19 protein-coding genes are annotated in these 14,591 nt (G+C 61.3%); 11 read left to right on the forward strand and 8 right to left on the reverse strand.

Features of this window, described 5'->3' with window-relative positions; genetic code table 11:
• Positions 1-61 precede the first annotated feature (61 nt).
• Positions 62-523, reverse strand: a complete 462-nt coding sequence (locus ACP7C6_RS01390; protein WP_311892850.1) for a TlpA disulfide reductase family protein — start codon at positions 521-523, stop codon at positions 62-64.
• Between the two features lie 115 nt (positions 524-638).
• Here ACP7C6_RS01390 and arsC point away from each other — a divergent pair, with 115 nt between their 5' ends.
• From arsC to ACP7C6_RS01405, 3 genes are read left to right on the forward strand one after another with little or no spacing between them, the layout of a single operon-like run.
• On the forward strand, positions 639-992 hold the full coding sequence (gene arsC / locus ACP7C6_RS01395; protein WP_028616776.1) for an arsenate reductase (glutaredoxin): 354 nt from the start codon (positions 639-641) through the stop codon (positions 990-992).
• Positions 989-1,603, forward strand: a complete 615-nt coding sequence (gene wrbA / locus ACP7C6_RS01400; protein ID WP_028616777.1) for an NAD(P)H:quinone oxidoreductase — start codon at positions 989-991, stop codon at positions 1,601-1,603. Before arsC ends, wrbA begins: the two co-directional genes overlap by 4 nt.
• Positions 1,587-1,991: a DUF2069 domain-containing protein gene (locus ACP7C6_RS01405; RefSeq protein WP_426108170.1), complete on the forward strand. Its 405-nt coding sequence runs from the start codon at positions 1,587-1,589 to the stop codon at positions 1,989-1,991. Before wrbA ends, ACP7C6_RS01405 begins: the two co-directional genes overlap by 17 nt.
• A gap of 138 nt (positions 1,992-2,129) precedes the next feature.
• On the opposite strand, the gene ACP7C6_RS01410 is transcribed toward ACP7C6_RS01405, so the two are convergent.
• The gene (locus tag ACP7C6_RS01410) at positions 2,130-2,801 is read right to left on the reverse strand and encodes a DNA-3-methyladenine glycosylase I (RefSeq protein WP_028616779.1); all 672 of its coding nucleotides are present in this window, start codon (positions 2,799-2,801) and stop codon (positions 2,130-2,132) included.
• 67 nt (positions 2,802-2,868) lie between these two features.
• Complete coding sequence (gene ttcA / locus ACP7C6_RS01415) at positions 2,869-3,693, reverse strand: tRNA 2-thiocytidine(32) synthetase TtcA (RefSeq protein ID WP_028616780.1); 825 nt, start codon at positions 3,691-3,693, stop codon at positions 2,869-2,871.
• 262 nt (positions 3,694-3,955) lie between these two features.
• On the opposite strand from ttcA, the gene ACP7C6_RS01420 reads away from it, so the two are divergent.
• Positions 3,956-4,558 (forward strand): Yip1 family protein, encoded by a 603-nt coding sequence (locus ACP7C6_RS01420; RefSeq protein WP_016977555.1) that lies wholly within the window; start codon positions 3,956-3,958, stop codon positions 4,556-4,558.
• A 128-nt stretch (positions 4,559-4,686) separates the two neighbouring features.
• Positions 4,687-5,181 carry a SprT family zinc-dependent metalloprotease gene (locus ACP7C6_RS01425; protein WP_010209629.1) on the forward strand — a complete coding sequence of 165 codons (495 nt, stop codon included), beginning with the start codon at positions 4,687-4,689 and terminating at the stop codon, positions 5,179-5,181.
• A gap of 67 nt (positions 5,182-5,248) precedes the next feature.
• On the opposite strand, the gene ACP7C6_RS01430 is transcribed toward ACP7C6_RS01425, so the two are convergent.
• Positions 5,249-6,412, reverse strand: a complete 1,164-nt coding sequence (locus tag ACP7C6_RS01430) for a CaiB/BaiF CoA transferase family protein (RefSeq protein WP_311892856.1) — start codon at positions 6,410-6,412, stop codon at positions 5,249-5,251.
• 157 nt (positions 6,413-6,569) lie between these two features.
• Here ACP7C6_RS01430 and tusD point away from each other — a divergent pair, with 157 nt between their 5' ends.
• The 6 genes from tusD (at position 6,570) to ACP7C6_RS01460 (ending at position 10,006) form a co-directional block, all read left to right on the forward strand.
• Positions 6,570-6,962, forward strand: coding sequence for a sulfurtransferase complex subunit TusD (tusD, locus tag ACP7C6_RS01435; protein WP_016977549.1), 393 nt, complete (start codon positions 6,570-6,572; stop codon positions 6,960-6,962).
• A gap of 1 nt (position 6,963) precedes the next feature.
• On the forward strand, positions 6,964-7,314 hold the full coding sequence (gene tusC / locus ACP7C6_RS01440) for a sulfurtransferase complex subunit TusC (RefSeq protein WP_028616782.1): 351 nt from the start codon (positions 6,964-6,966) through the stop codon (positions 7,312-7,314).
• Positions 7,314-7,592, forward strand: a complete 279-nt coding sequence (gene tusB, locus ACP7C6_RS01445) for a sulfurtransferase complex subunit TusB (protein WP_426108171.1) — start codon at positions 7,314-7,316, stop codon at positions 7,590-7,592. The genes tusC and tusB overlap by 1 nt, the downstream gene beginning before the upstream one ends.
• Positions 7,589-7,924, forward strand: coding sequence for a TusE/DsrC/DsvC family sulfur relay protein (locus tag ACP7C6_RS01450; protein ID WP_028616784.1), 336 nt, complete (start codon positions 7,589-7,591; stop codon positions 7,922-7,924). Before tusB ends, ACP7C6_RS01450 begins: the two co-directional genes overlap by 4 nt.
• The gene (locus ACP7C6_RS01455) at positions 7,921-8,922 is read left to right on the forward strand and encodes a glycosyl transferase family protein (RefSeq protein WP_122729003.1); all 1,002 of its coding nucleotides are present in this window, start codon (positions 7,921-7,923) and stop codon (positions 8,920-8,922) included. Before ACP7C6_RS01450 ends, ACP7C6_RS01455 begins: the two co-directional genes overlap by 4 nt.
• A gap of 88 nt (positions 8,923-9,010) precedes the next feature.
• Positions 9,011-10,006: a glutathione S-transferase family protein gene (locus ACP7C6_RS01460; RefSeq protein WP_426108172.1), complete on the forward strand. Its 996-nt coding sequence runs from the start codon at positions 9,011-9,013 to the stop codon at positions 10,004-10,006.
• Between the two features lie 189 nt (positions 10,007-10,195).
• Here the strand turns inward: ACP7C6_RS01460 and cysG are convergent, their stop codons facing one another.
• Genes cysG through ACP7C6_RS01480 form a run of 4 tightly spaced genes read right to left on the reverse strand, consistent with a single transcriptional unit; the run spans position 10,196 to position 14,584 of the window.
• The gene (gene cysG / locus ACP7C6_RS01465) at positions 10,196-11,590 is read right to left on the reverse strand and encodes a siroheme synthase CysG (RefSeq protein ID WP_338567359.1); all 1,395 of its coding nucleotides are present in this window, start codon (positions 11,588-11,590) and stop codon (positions 10,196-10,198) included.
• Positions 11,591-12,871, reverse strand: a complete 1,281-nt coding sequence (gene serS / locus ACP7C6_RS01470; RefSeq protein ID WP_028616788.1) for a serine--tRNA ligase — start codon at positions 12,869-12,871, stop codon at positions 11,591-11,593.
• 16 nt (positions 12,872-12,887) lie between these two features.
• Positions 12,888-13,262: a fluoride efflux transporter CrcB gene (crcB, locus tag ACP7C6_RS01475; RefSeq protein ID WP_028616789.1), complete on the reverse strand. Its 375-nt coding sequence runs from the start codon at positions 13,260-13,262 to the stop codon at positions 12,888-12,890.
• A complete protein-coding gene (locus ACP7C6_RS01480) occupies positions 13,262-14,584 on the reverse strand; it encodes a replication-associated recombination protein A (protein ID WP_308907662.1) in 1,323 nt (440 codons plus the stop codon). Before ACP7C6_RS01480 ends, crcB begins: the two co-directional genes overlap by 1 nt.
• Positions 14,585-14,591 lie beyond the last annotated feature (7 nt).

Here is a 14,591-nt window from a genome sequence, read left to right on the forward strand (position 1 = left end):
GAATAAACGCGTTATCGTTGACGTTCTTCGCGAGCAAGCTCGCTCCTACAGTAAAAGCGTGTCAGCCCTTCAGAGCTTTGAGCTTGGCCAACACCCCGTCCGCCGTCTGCTCACCCATCAACGTCTCACGCACCTTGCCCTTGTCATCGATGATGTAGGTCACCGGCAACGCTTCGCTGCGCGGGATATCGAAGATCTCTTCCGGATTCTGCGCCAGCACCGTGAACTTGATGCCCAGCTTGTCGCTGGCGGCTTTCAGCTCTTCGCCCTGCACGTTGTCGAAGTTGACCCCGAATACGCCCACGTTCTGCGCCTTCAGTTGCTCGGCCAAGGCATTGAGCTCGGGGATTTCCGTGCGGCACGGACCACACCATTCGGCCCAGTAGTTGACCACCAGCCACTGCTTGTCCAAGCGTTCGGAAGCCACCTTCTTGCCATATTGGTCAACGCCGTAATCGTTACCGCAGCCGCTGAGCAGCAGGGTTGTGATGATCGCCAATGCACCGATCAGTCGCCTTGTCATGGGGTAATCCTTCGCAAAAATGAACGTTGGCTGCGACCTATCGCCTCTTACGGTTTAAGGACAGGTCGCTGCGCGGGTAGAATACCCGCCACCTTACGCAAGATGCGACCCGCACATGACCGATCTGACGCTTTATCACAACCCGCGCTGCTCGAAATCCCGCGGTGCGCTGGAACTGCTCGAAGCCCGCGGCCTTACCCCCAACGTGGTGCGCTACCTGGAAACCCCGCTGAACGCCGCGCAATTAAAGGCGCTGCTGGGCAAGCTGGGCATCAGCGCCCGCCAACTGCTGCGCACCGGCGAAGATGAATACAAGGCGCTCAACCTCGCCGACGCCAGCCTCAGCGAAGCGCAGTTGATTGCCGCCATCGCCGAGCACCCGAAGCTGATGGAACGCCCGATCCTGGAAACCGCCGATAAAGCCATCATTGGCCGTCCGCCGGAAAACGTGCTGGAGATCCTGCCGTGACGTCGCCCTATGTGCTAGTGCTGTATTACAGCCGCAATGGCTCGGTGAGCGAAATGGCCCGGCAGATCGCCCGGGGCATCGAGCAAGGCGGTATGGAAGCGCGACTGCGCACCGTGCCGGCGATCTCCACCGAGTGCGAAGCCGTGGCGCCAAGCATCCCGGACGAAGGCGCGCTGTATGCCAGCCTGGATGACCTGAAGCACTGCTCCGGCCTGGCCCTCGGCAGCCCGACCCGTTTCGGCAACATGGCCGCGCCGCTCAAGTATTTCATCGACGGCACCAGCAACCTATGGCTCACCGGCGCCCTCGTCGGCAAGCCGGCCGGGGTGTTCACCTCCACCGCCAGCCTGCACGGCGGTCAGGAAACCACGTTGATGTCGATGCTGCTGCCGCTGCTGCACCACGGCATGCTGATCACCGGCCTGCCCTACAGCGAACAAGCGCTGCTCGATACCCAGGGCGGTGGCACCCCGTATGGCGCCAGCCATCACGCCGGCCCCGATGGCAAGCGCATGCTCGATCAACATGAAATCGCCCTGTGCCGCGCCCTTGGCCTGCGCCTGGCGACTACCGCTACCTTGCTGGAGAGCGGCAGTGGCCAGAAAGCCTAAGGTCCTGCCACCCCAAGCGTGGCTCGAGCCGCGGGTCAAGCTGGCACGCGTGCTCAGCCTGCTGGCGTTTTTGGGCCTGGTGGGTCTGCTGTGCGTGTATTACCTGTTCGTCGCCGACCTGCATGGCGCGCGGCCTTGGGTGATCCTGCTGATCGAACTGGTGCCGCTGCTGGTGCTGACGCCGGGCATGCTGACGGGCAGCGCGCGCGGGCATTCGTGGATGTGCTTTGTGGTGAACCTGTATTTCATCAAAGGCGCGCTGGCGGCGTACGACCCGAACCGGCAGTGGTTCGGGGTGCTGGAGATGCTGGCGAGCCTGGCGGTGTTTTGTACGGCGTTGTTGTATGTGCGCTGGCGGCATCAATTAAATCGCCGCCTCGCGAGCTGATCCTGTAGTGAGCGGGCTTGCCCCGCGCTGGGTGGCGAAGCCGCCCCAAAACCAGGCACCTCGGCTCTAACTGGAAAACTCAGTGCCTGGGATGGGGCGGCTTCGCCACCCAGCGCGGGGCAAGCCCGCTCACTACAATCAGTGGTTGACGGTGTAAGCCAGCATCATCGACAACTGGCACATTGGCCGCCCACTCTCGGCGTGCCATTGGTTGAACGCGCCCTGCACCGTCGCCAGGTCGCGCAGGCTGGTCGGTGCCTTGTCGACGATCTTCTGCGCGTTCAACGCCGCCACCACGTCATAACTCGGCACAAAAGTGTCCTTGCCGACCATGCGCAAGAAGCGCGGCGCTGACAGCCCGCCGAGCTGATGTCCGTGCTTGCTCAGGTACTTCCATAGCCCGACGATATCAGTCACCGGCCAATCGGCGATAAACGCGCCGAAGCTGCCCTTCTCCTGCTCGATGTCGAGGATCATCTGCGCATTGCGCGGCACGCTCTTGAGCTTGCCCAGGTGACGGATGATGCTGGTGTCCTGCATCAAGCGCTCCAGGTGCTCAGCGCCCATCAACACGACTTTTTCCGGGTCGAAGCCGAAAAACACCTTTTCGAACGCCGGCCACTTGGCATCCACCACGCTGTGCTTCAAGCCCGCACGAAACACGCGCAGCGCCAGGGTCGACAGGTAGCGATCATCGCTGATCTTGCGCAGTTGCGCCGGGGTCTTGGCTACAGGCAGATGGGCTTCCAGCTCGGCTGCCGAACCGAAGCGGTTCAGACAGTATTCGTGAAGCCACTTGTAATCGCGCATGCCCTCTCCTGGCAGTTGAATTGATAACGGCGCCCGCGAGCGCCGTGTGTCAGAGCATTGAAATGGCTCAGAGGTTCACCACATTGACGAAGCGCGAGGCGGCGGTTTCATCAATTTTCAGGCTGGTGAAGTCGAACAGGTTGCGGTCAGCCAACTGCGACGGCTGCACATTCTGCAGGCTGCGGAAGATGCTTTCGGTGCGGCCTGGGGTCTTGCGCTCCCAGTCCACCAGCATTTCCTTGACCACCTGGCGCTGCAGGTTTTCCTGGGAGCCACACAGGTTGCACGGAATGATCGGGAATTGCTTGAAGTCGGAGTAGGCCTGGATGTCCTTCTCGTTGCAATACGCCAGCGGGCGGATCACCACGTTACGCCCGTCATCGGCGCGCAGCTTGGGCGGCATGGCCTTGAGCGAGCCGTTGAAGAACATATTGAGGAAAAAGGTCTCAACGATATCGTCGCGGTGGTGACCCAGGGCCATCTTGGTCGCGCCGATTTCATCCGCGAAGGTGTACAGCGTGCCACGGCGCAGGCGCGAGCACAGCGAGCAGGTGGTCTTGCCTTCCGGAATCAGTTCCTTGACCACCGAGTAGGTGTCTTTCTCGACGATGTGGTACTCGACGCCCAACTCCTTGAGGTAGGCCGGCAGCACATGCTCAGGGAAGCCCGGTTGTTTCTGGTCCATGTTGACGGCAACGATCTCGAACCGGATCGGCGCGACCTTTTGCAGGTGCAGCAGCACGTCGAGCATTGTGTAACTGTCTTTGCCGCCGGAGAGGCAGACCATGACCTTGTCGCCGTCCTCGATCATGTTGAAATCGGCGACCGCTTCACCGGCCAGGCGACGCAGGCGTTTTTGCAGTTTGTTCTGGTTGACCGTAAGAGTGCCCATGGCGCTTGGATCCGCTAGAGGTGTGTGACGAAAAGCCGGGTATTTTACGCAAAAAAACCATCAAAAGGGCCAGCGGTAAAAGACCCCACCGCGATTAAGCCCAATGTTTACAGCGCAATTTGCTCTAAAGGCCCTACAGTTATTCCGGTCATCACTTCCTATACTGCGACTAGAGGTCGCACATCTATCCAGACCTTTGAGGCCATTTGGCCCGTGGGCGCTCCGATGGGGGGCGATGGTAATAACGACAGGAGTGACTGGCATGATCCATCACGTCGTGGGGCTGTTTACCCATCCCGACCAGGAATGGCGGGAAATCCGTGGCGATAAAGAAGAAAGCATCGGCCACATGTACCTCACTCACACCTTGATTCTTGCGGCGATCCCTGCCGTTTCCGCCTTTATCGGCACCACCCAGGTCGGCTGGGTCATCGGCAATCGTGCGCCGGTGATGCTGACCCAGGAAAGCGCCTTGTGGATGACCATCATGTCCTACGCCGCCATGCTCGGTGGCGTGGCGGTGATGGGGGCGTTCATTCACTGGATGGCGCGCACCTACGACGCCAATCCCAGCATGGCACGCTGCGTAGCCTTTGCCACCTACACCGCTACGCCACTGTTTATCGGTGGGCTGGCCGCACTCTATCCGCATATGTGGCTGGGCATGGTCGTGGGCACGGCGGCCATCTGCTACACGGTGTACTTGCTCTATGTGGGGCTGCCGACCTTCATGAACATCGACCCGGATGAAGGCTTCCTGTTTTCCAGCTCGGTTCTGGCCGTGGGCCTGGTGGTACTGGTGGCGATCATGGCGTTTACCGTGATCGTCTGGGGGCTGGGCGTGGGCCCGATCTACACCAACTGACCGTTTAAAACCTTAGGCAAAGCCACCGCAAGGTGGCTTTGTGCATCATGCATGACCATTCGGCGCCTGACAGATTCGGAAACACCCAGCTTTGCGGCATACTGGACGTCTCTGGAGATATGTACAGCATGCCCGAGCAACTCAATACCCGCGTCGAAGATTGTTTCCTACAAGCCGAATCCTTTTTCAAACGAAGCTTCAAACGCCCCCAGGTCAGCCTCAAGCTGCGGGGCCAGAAGGCCGGTGTCGCGCATTTGCACGAGAACCTGCTGCGTTTCAACCCACAGTTGTACCGTGAAAACAGCCAACACTTCCTGAAACAGACCGTTGCCCATGAAGTGGCGCACCTGATTGCCCACCAATTATTTGGCGAACGCATCCAGCCCCATGGCGAGGAATGGCAATTGATCATGCGCGGGGTTTACGAACTGCCGCCGGATCGTTGCCACACTTATGAAGTTAAGCGTCGCCAGGTGACTCGCTATATCTACCGATGCCCGTGTGCGGACAGTGACTTTCCGTTCTCGTCACAACGCCATGGCATGGTGGCTCAGGGGCGGCGGTATTTGTGCAGGCGGTGCCGGCAGACCTTGGTGTTTACTGGGGAAACGCGGGTGGAGTGACTCTTCTGTAGAAGCTGGCTTGCCGGCGATGGCGCCCTCAAGATCGCCATCGCCGGCAAGCCGGCTCCTACAGAATTGTGCCGTTTTTTCGCCAGGCGTCTATCCGCTGAACACTGAATCCCAACTCCGCCAGCACTTCGTCACTGTGCGCCCCCACCTCGACACCGATATGTCGGGGCGGCGGCAAACCCTCGGAAAACTTCAAAGGACAGGCCAGTTGCGCCTGAGTCGACCCATCGCCCCGTGGCACCTGGCTGACCAATTGCCGCGCCTTGAGCTGTGGATGTTCCACCGCCTCACTCAGGCTCAACACCGGCTCCACGCACGCATCCACCCCGGCGAACAGCGCGCACAGCTCATCAAAGCTGCGCTTTTCAAATTCAACTTGCAGCGCCACCTTGAGCTTGGGCGATAAACCCAGCGCCGCCAACTCCGGCCGCCCCAGCGCCGCGCAGAGCTGCTGCATAAACCCGGGCTCCAGGCTGCCCACCGACATCCAGCGGCCATCTCGCGAGCGGTAGTAATCGTAAAAGCTGCCGCCATTGAGCACATGACTTTCCCGCTCCGGCTCCACCCCGCACGCCAGGTAACCCGCGCCAGCCATGGCGTTCAGGCTGAACGAGCAGTCGGTCATGCTCACATCCAGGTATTGACCAACACCGCTCTGCTGCCGCGCGATGACCGCCGCGAGCAACCCCACCACCGCATGCAGCGAACCACCGCCCACATCCGCCACTTGCACGCCCAATGGCAGCGGCCCGCTGTCCTGGCGCCCGGTGTAGCTGGCCACGCCGGCCAATGCCAGGTAGTTGATATCGTGCCCGGCGCGGTCCTTATAGGGCCCCGTCTGGCCGTAGCCGGTGATCGATACATAAATCAGCCGGGGATTGATCGACTTCAATGCCTCATAACCCAAACCCAGGCGCTCCATCACCCCAGGGCGGAATTGTTCAAGCAGGATGTCGTAGTCCTTCACCAGCGCCCGCACGATCTCCAGCGCCTCGACCTGCTTGAGGTCCAGCGCCAGGCTGCGTTTATTGCGGTTGAGGTAGGCGTGGCTGGCCGATGTGCCCTGATCATGGGGCGGCAGCACTCGCAACAGGTCCATGCGCGTAGGCGACTCGATACGCAGCACCTCGGCGCCCATGTCCGCCAGCATCAGGGAGGCAAACGGGCCGGGCAGCAGGGTGGAAAAATCCAGCACTTTGAGGGACGCCAAGGGACCTGACATGGGCACTCCATTTCCGTTTCGACTGCCCACAGACTAGGCAGCCCTGCGCCTGCCGGCAATCGCCGAAACAGTCACCGACAGTGACCGTTTTGATCACGGCGGGCTTTTTCGTGGCGGCGGCTTTATCATTGGCCCACGTTTGCTTGCAGAGTGTTCCATGAAGTTTGCGATTGCCCTGTTTTCCGCCGCCCACGCGCCCTCCTCGCGCCGCGCCCTGCTGTTCGCCCAGGCGGCGCTGGCCGGCGGGCACGAGATTGTGCGGTTGTTTTTCTATCAGGACGGCGTGTACAGCGCGTCCAACAACATCGTCGCGCCCCAGGATGAGCAAGACATCGCCCGCCAATGGCGTGAGTTTGTCAGCCAGCACCAGCTTGATGGCGTGGTGTGCATTGCCGCTGCGTTACGCCGTGGCGTTCTCAACCAGGAGGAAGCCACGCGGTATCAGCGCACAGCGGTGAATCTGGATGCGCCCTGGGCGCTGTCTGGCCTGGGGCAATTACATGATGCGATCCAGGATGCCGACCGCCTGATCTGTTTTGGAGGGCCGTGAGATGTCTAAATCCTTATTGGTGATCAGCCGTCAGGCACCGTGGTCCGGGCCGAGCGCACGGGAAGCGCTGGACATCGTGCTGGCCGGTGGCGCGTTCGATCTGCCCATCGGCTTGCTGTTCATGGATGACGGCGTGTTCCAGCTCGCTGCGCACCAGAACGCCAAGGCCGTGCAACAAAAGGACCTCAGTGCCAACCTGCAGGCACTGGGGCTGTTCGGCATCGACGATGTATTTGTCTGCCGCCACAGCATGGCCGTGCGTGGCTTGACGCCGCCCACCGAGGCGCATCCGTTGAGCAACGATGCGATTTCCCAATTGATTGACCGTTACGACCAGGTGATTACCCTCTGATGTCGACTTTACACGTGGTGTCTCACTCCCCGTTTTCCGATAGTCGCCTCGACAGCTGCCTGCGTATCTGCGGCGTCGAGGACGCGATCCTGCTGTGCGGCGACGGCGCCTATGGGCTCCACGCCCCCGCCCTGCACACCAAGGGCGTGAAGGTGTTTGTGCTGGCCGAAGACATGCAGGCGCGCAATCTGCCGCTGCCGGACTGGGCCGACAGCGTGGACTACCCAGGTTTCGTGCAACTGTCGATCGACTACGACAAGGTCAACACCTGGCTATGAACACCCTGACCGTAGGCGCACGTACCCTGGAACTGGACAAGGACGGTTATTTGGCCGACCTGAACGACTGGTCCGCAGAAGTCGCCCATGCCCTGGCTGCCGCCGAGGCGCTGGAACTCACCCCGGCCCACTGGGAAATCCTCGCACTGCTGCGCCAGTTCTATGCCGAATTCCAGCTGTCCCCGGCTACGCGTCCGCTGATCAAGTACACCGCCTTGAAGCTCGGCCCGGAAAAGGGCAACAGCCTGCACCTCAACAAACTGTTCAACGGCACTCCCGCCAAACTCGCCGCCAAGCTGGCGGGCCTGCCCAGGCCGACGAATTGCTTATGACCGATTTTGCCCCACTGACCCTTGAAACCCCTGCCGAACATCCGTTTGCGCAGTTCGTGCGCATCCTGGGCAAAGGCAAGCGCGGCGCGCGCAACCTCACCCGCGAGGAAGCCCGCGAAGCCATGGGCATGTTGCTCGACGAAAAGGTCGAAGACACCCAGCTCGGCGCTTTCCTGATGCTGTTGCGCCACAAGGAAGAAAGCCCGGAAGAACTCGCCGGCTTCACCGAAGCCGTGCGCGAACGCCTGGATGCCCCGGCGCTGAACGTGGATGTCGACTGGCCGACCTATGCCGGTAAGAAGCGTCATCTGCCGTGGTATCTGCTGGCGGCCAAATGCCTGGCGCAGAACGGTGTGCGCATCCTTATGCACGGTGGCGGCGCGCATACGGCCGGACGGCTGTACACCGAGCAATTGCTCGAAGGCTTGCAGATCCCACTGTGCCGCAACTGGCAGCAGGTCGAGGCGGCTTATGCGCAAGGCAACCTGGCGTTTATCCCGCTGGGCGACTGGGCGCCACAGTTGCAGCGCATGATCGACCTGCGCAACACCCTGGGTCTGCGCTCGCCAATCCATTCCCTGGCGCGTTTGCTCAATCCCTTGAATGCGCGCCTGGGCCTGCAGAGTATTTTCCATCCGGGTTACCAGGGCGTGCACCGCGATGCCAGCGGCTTGCTCGGCGACAACGTGATCGTGGTGAAGGGCGACGGCGGCGAGATCGAGATCAACCCCGACTCGGCCAGCCACCTGTACGGCACCACGGGCGGCGAAAGTTGGGACGAAGAGTGGCCCGCCCTCTCCGCCCAGCGTCACGTCAAGCCGGCCACGCTCGAACCTGAGCACCTGAAGGCGGTGTGGCGCGGCGACGTCGAAGACAGCTATCCGCAACTGGCCTTGATCGCGACCATGGCCCTGGCCTTGCGTGGCCTGGGCCATTCACGGGAACAGGCGTTTGTCCTGGCCCAGCAATACTGGGATGCGCGGGAAAAATCGATTTAATCGATAATTAACCCCCGGTCTTTGCGCTTTTAAATCGAACTCAGCCCTTTAGACTGGCCTCCAACGCTTATTAGCCAAGGAGCCAGTCATGGGTTTGCTGATCGAAGGACACTGGAAAGACCAGTGGTACGAAAGTAGCGCAGACGGCGCATTCCAACGGGAACAGGCGCAACGCCGCAACTGGGTGACCGCCGACGGCGCGCCAGGCCCGAGTGGCGAAGGTGGATTCAAGGCCGAGGCCGGTCGCTACCACCTCTATGTCTCTCTCGCCTGCCCGTGGGCCCATCGCACCCTGATTCTGCGCAAGCTCAAAGGACTGGAAAGCCTGATCGACGTGTCCGTGGTCAGTTGGCTGATGCTGGAAAACGGCTGGACCTTCGACAAGGCTCACGGCTCCACCGGCGACAAGCTGGATGATTTCGACTTCATGCACCAGCGCTACACGGCTGACACGGCCGACTACACCGGGCGCGTCACCGTGCCGGTACTGTGGGACAAGAAGCTCAAGCGCATCGTCAGCAATGAATCGGCGGAGATCATCCGCATGTTCAACAGCGCGTTTAATCAATTGACCGGTAATACCCTGGACTTCTACCCCGAGCCGCTGCGCGCAACCATCGACGCGCTGAACGAGCGCATTTACCCCGCCGTGAACAACGGCGTGTATCGCGCAGGCTTTGCCACCTCGCAGCAGGCGTATGAACGTGCGTTCGATGATGTGTTTGCGGAGCTGGATCATCTGGAGCAGCACTTAAGCGACCACCGTTACCTGGCCGGCGAATACCTGACCGAGGCGGATGTGCGGCTGTTCACCACGCTGATTCGCTTTGATGCGGTGTATTACAGCCACTTCAAATGCAACCTGCGCAGGATTGCGGATTATCCGAACCTGTCGAATTGGTTGAGGGAGATGTACCAGTGGCCGGGCGTGGCCGAGACGGTGGATTTCGCGCACATCAAAGGGCATTACTATGCCAGCCACCGTACGATCAATCCGACAGGGATTGTGCCGAAGGGGCCGCTGCAGCGATTTGATGGACAGCATGATCGGGCACAACTGAACGGCAAAACTGTCTGGAGCTGATCAGTCACTGTGGTGAGCGGGCTTGCCCCGCGCTGGGCTGCGCAGCAGCCCCCAAAACCAGACGCCGAGTTCTTTCTGAAAGAACTCGGCGTTTTTTAGTAGGGCTGCTTCGCAGCCCAGCGCGGGGCAAGCCCGCTCACCACAGAAAGCCTGCTCTCCACAGCAGGCTTACCGGCCACCCTAGCGTTCTCAGACCTTGGACTGTGCGCCTTCAAACCACTTCAGCTTCTCGCGCAAAACCACCACCTCACCGACGATCACCAGTGTCGGCGCATGCACTTCATGCTCCGCCACCATGCGCGGCAGGTCCGCCAGCGTGCCGGTAAACACGCGCTGGTTGGACGTGGTGCCCTGCTGGATCAACGCTGCAGGGGTATCCGACGCACGGCCATGCTTGATCAGCTGTTCGCAGATGATCGGCAAGCCAATCAAGCCCATGTAGAACACCAGGGTCTGCGAGGGGCCCACCAGGTCATCCCAAGGCAGGTCCGACGTCCCGTCCTTTAAATGCCCGGTAATGAAACGTACGGACTGCGCATAGTCACGGTGAGTCAGCGGAATCCCGGCATACGCCGCGCAACCGCTGGCCGCCGTGATCCCCGGCACCACCTGGAACGGGATGCCGTGGGCCGCCAATTCCTCGATCTCTTCGCCCCCCCGGCCAAAGATGAACGGATCGCCACCCTTGAGGCGCAGCACGCGCTTGCCTTGCTTGGCCAGGTCCACCAATTGCTGGTTGATCTGGTCTTGCGGCACGGCGTGATCGGCGCGGCGTTTGCCGACGTAGACACGCTCGGCGTCACGGCGGCACAGCTCGAGAATTGCGGGCGCTACGAGCCGGTCATACAGCACCACATCGGCTTGCTGCATCAGGCGCAGGGCGCGAAAGGTCAGCAGGTCGGGATCACCCGGGCCTGCACCCACCAAGTAGACTTCGCCCGGTGCATTCGGCGGTGCGCCGTTGACCTTTTCGATCAACAGGCGCTCAGCTTCATCGCCCTGTCCAGCCAATTGGCGGTCGGCAATCGGGCCTTGGAAGACCTCTTCCCAGAATGCGCGGCGCTGCTGCACATCCGGGTACAAACCTTTGACCTGAGCACGAAACCGCGCCGCCAACCCGGCCAACTGGCCGTAAGTGGACGGAATCCAGGTTTCCAGCTTGGCCCGGATCAGGCGCGCCAGCACCGGCGCATCGCCGCCGCTGGACACCGCGATCACCAAGGGTGAACGGTCGACAATCGCCGGGAAGATCACGCTGCACAAGGCCGGCGCATCCACCACATTGACCGGCACGCAACGGCGCTTGGCATCGCTGGACACTTGCGCGTTCAACGGCTCGTCGTCTGTGGCCGCGATGATCAAGGTGCAACCGTCGAGGTCCGCCTCCTGATAACCGCGCAAAATCAGTTCCCCGCCACTGCCCAGTACCAGCTCTTTGAGCTGGTCTTCGATCTGGGGAGCAACCACCCGCAGCAACGCACCGGCATCGGCCAGCAGCCGGGATTTGCGCAAGGCAATCTCCCCGCCACCGACGACCAACACACGACTGCCGCGCAGGTTATGAAACAGCGGCAGAAATTCCATTTAGCGGATGACCTCAACGCCCGCCATGTAAGGCTTGAGCACTTCCGGTACACGGATCGAGCCGTCAGCCTGCTGGTAGTTTTCCAGCACCGCCACCAGAGTACGGCCTACGGCCAAACCGGAACCGTTGAGGGTGTGGACCAGCTCCGGCTTGCCGGTTTCCGGGTTACGGAAGCGCGCTTGCATGCGACGGGCCTGGAAATCACCGCAGTTGGAGCACGACGAAATCTCGCGGTACTTGTCCTGGCTCGGCACCCACACTTCGAGGTCGTAGGTCTTCACGGCGCTGAAACCCATGTCGCCGGTGCACAGTGCCAGCACACGGTACGGCAGCTCCAGCAGTTGCAGGACGCGCTCGGCGTTGGCGGTCAGGCCTTCCAGGGCCTCCATGGAAGTCGACGGCTCGACCACCTGCACCATCTCGACTTTGTCGAACTGGTGTTGGCGGATCATGCCGCGGGTGTCGCGGCCCGACGCACCGGCTTCGCTGCGGAAGCATGGGCTGTGGGCCACGAACTTGATCGGCAGTTGCTTGGCATCAAGAATTTCGCCGGCGACGATGTTGGTCAACGACACTTCGGCGGTCGGGATCAGGTACAGGTCGGCTTCGCCGTCCCGGCTGATCTTGAACAGGTCTTCTTCGAACTTCGGCAACTGGCTGGTGCCCATCAGCGCCGGCGCCTGCACCAGGTACGGGGTGTAGGCTTCCTCGTAACCGTGTTCGCCGGTGTGCAGGTTGATCATGAACTGCGCCAGGGCACGGTGCATGCGCGCGATCGGACCGCGCAGCAACGCAAAGCGCGCGCCGGACATCTTGGCGGCAGTTTCGAAATCCAGGCCGCCGGTCAATTCGCCCAGGGCAACGTGGTCCTTGATCTCGAAATCAAAGGCGGTTGGCGTACCCCAACGGCGCACTTCAACGTTGCCGTCTTCGTCTGCGCCAATCGGCACGGATTCGTGCGGGATGTTGGGGATGCCCAGCAGGATCGAATCCAGCTCGGTCTGGATCTTGTCCAGCTCGACCTTGCCGTCGGACAGCTCGGTGCCCATGCGCTCGACATCCGCCATCAGCGGGGCGATGTCTTCGCCGCGCTGCTTGGCCTGACCGATGGATTTGGAACGCGCATTACGCTCAGCCTGCAGTGCTTCGGTGCGGGTCTGGACGGTCTTGCGCTGTTCTTCCAGCGCTTCGATGCGCGCAACATCCAAGGCAAAGCCACGGGATGCCAGGCGGTCCGCTACGTCCTGAAGGTTGCTACGTAACAGTTTGGAATCGAGCATGTCGGTCTCTCGTTTATCAAAGTTTGGTCAAGGACAGGCCAGCCCAGGTGGCGAGCAGCCCGCCGAACACGCTGATGCCCAAGTACCCGAAGGCTATCAGGGCCTGCCCGCTTTCCAGCAGGCGCAGCGTATCCAGTGAAAAGGATGAAAAGGTCGTCAGACCGCCTACAAAGCCGACAATCAAGCCAGCGCGAATTTCAATCGGTACTTCCGGGCGCAACAGGAACCAGCCGTACAACAGCCCGATGATCAGGCAGCCGACCAGGTTGACCGCCAGGGTCGCCGCATAAAAATGCTTCGGCCAATTGGCGCTGACCCATGTGCCAGCGGCGAAACGCAATAATGTACCAGCGATGCCGGCTGCGGACACGGCAAGAATCGTCTTGAGCACTACTTTCTCCGCTGTCTGGGGCTGAGTCGATCGAGTTGGGCGAGGTGATTGAGCTTTTCGCCGATCTTCAGCTCCAGGCCACGGGGCACCGGCTGATAGAGCGGGAGTGGCTCAAGGTCATCGGGAAAGTAGTCTTCACCGGCCGCATAGGCATCCGGTTCATCGTGGGCGTAGCGGTATTCATCACCGTAGCCCAACTGTTTCATCAGCTTGGTCGGCGCGTTGCGCAGGTGCATCGGCACTTCGAGGGAGCCGTATTCGGCGGCGGCGCGCAGGGCGGACTTGAAGCCCATGTACACCGCGTTGCTCTTCGGCGCGCAGGCCAGGTAGGTGATGGCCTGGGCCACCGCCAACTCGCCTTCCGGGCTGCCGAGGCGCTCCTGCACGTCCCAGGCGGCGAGGCACAGGCTCAATGCACGCGGGTCGGCGTTGCCGATGTCTTCGCTGGCCATACGCACGACGCGGCGTGCGAGGTAAAGCGGATCGCAGCCGCCGTCGATCATGCGCGCGAACCAGTACAGCGCGCCGTCCGGGTTGGAGCCGCGCACGGATTTGTGCAGCGCCGATATCTGGTCGTAGAAGGCTTCGCCGCCCTTGTCGAAGCGCCGACGCGTGTCGCCAAGCAGGCTTTGCAGGAGGTCGACGCCAATCTCGCTGCCGTCTTCGGCCAGGTCGGAGGCGTTCTCTACTAAGTTGAGAAAGCGGCGCCCATCGCCATCGGCGGCGGTAAGCAGAATCTTGAAGCCCTCTTCGCTCACACTCAGTTGCCGCTTGCCCAGCCCTTTGTCTTCATTCAGGGCACGGTGCAGCAACTTCTGCATCGCCGCTTCGTCCAGGCTTTTCAGCACATAGACCCGCGCACGCGACAGCAAGGCGTTGTTCAATTCAAACGAAGGGTTTTCCGTGGTGGCACCGATAAAAATCAGCGTTCCATCTTCCACATAGGGTAGAAACGCATCCTGTTGTGACTTGTTGAAACGATGCACTTCGTCGACAAACAGGATGGTGCGCTTACCGTACTGCCCGGCCTGCTGCTTGGCGACTTCCACCGCCTGGCGGATCTCCTTGACCCCCGCCAATACCGCCGAGACCGTTTCGAAGTGCGCATCCGAGACCTTCGCCAGCAGCCGCGCCAAGGTAGTCTTGCCCACCCCCGGCGGCCCCCAGAAAATCATCGAGTGCAGCGCACCCTGCTCCAGCGCTTCGCGCAAAGGCTTACCGCGAGCGAGCAGGTGTTCCTGACCGACGTACTCATCCAGGTTGGTCGAACGCAAGCGCGCGGCCAGGGGCTGGGCAATCGGGTCACTTCGAAACAGGTCCATGGGCAGC

Origin of the sequence: Pseudomonas sp. TWR1-1-4 (genome assembly GCF_049897165.1) — a bacterium.
GTDB lineage: Bacteria > Pseudomonadota > Gammaproteobacteria > Pseudomonadales > Pseudomonadaceae > Aquipseudomonas > Aquipseudomonas canadensis.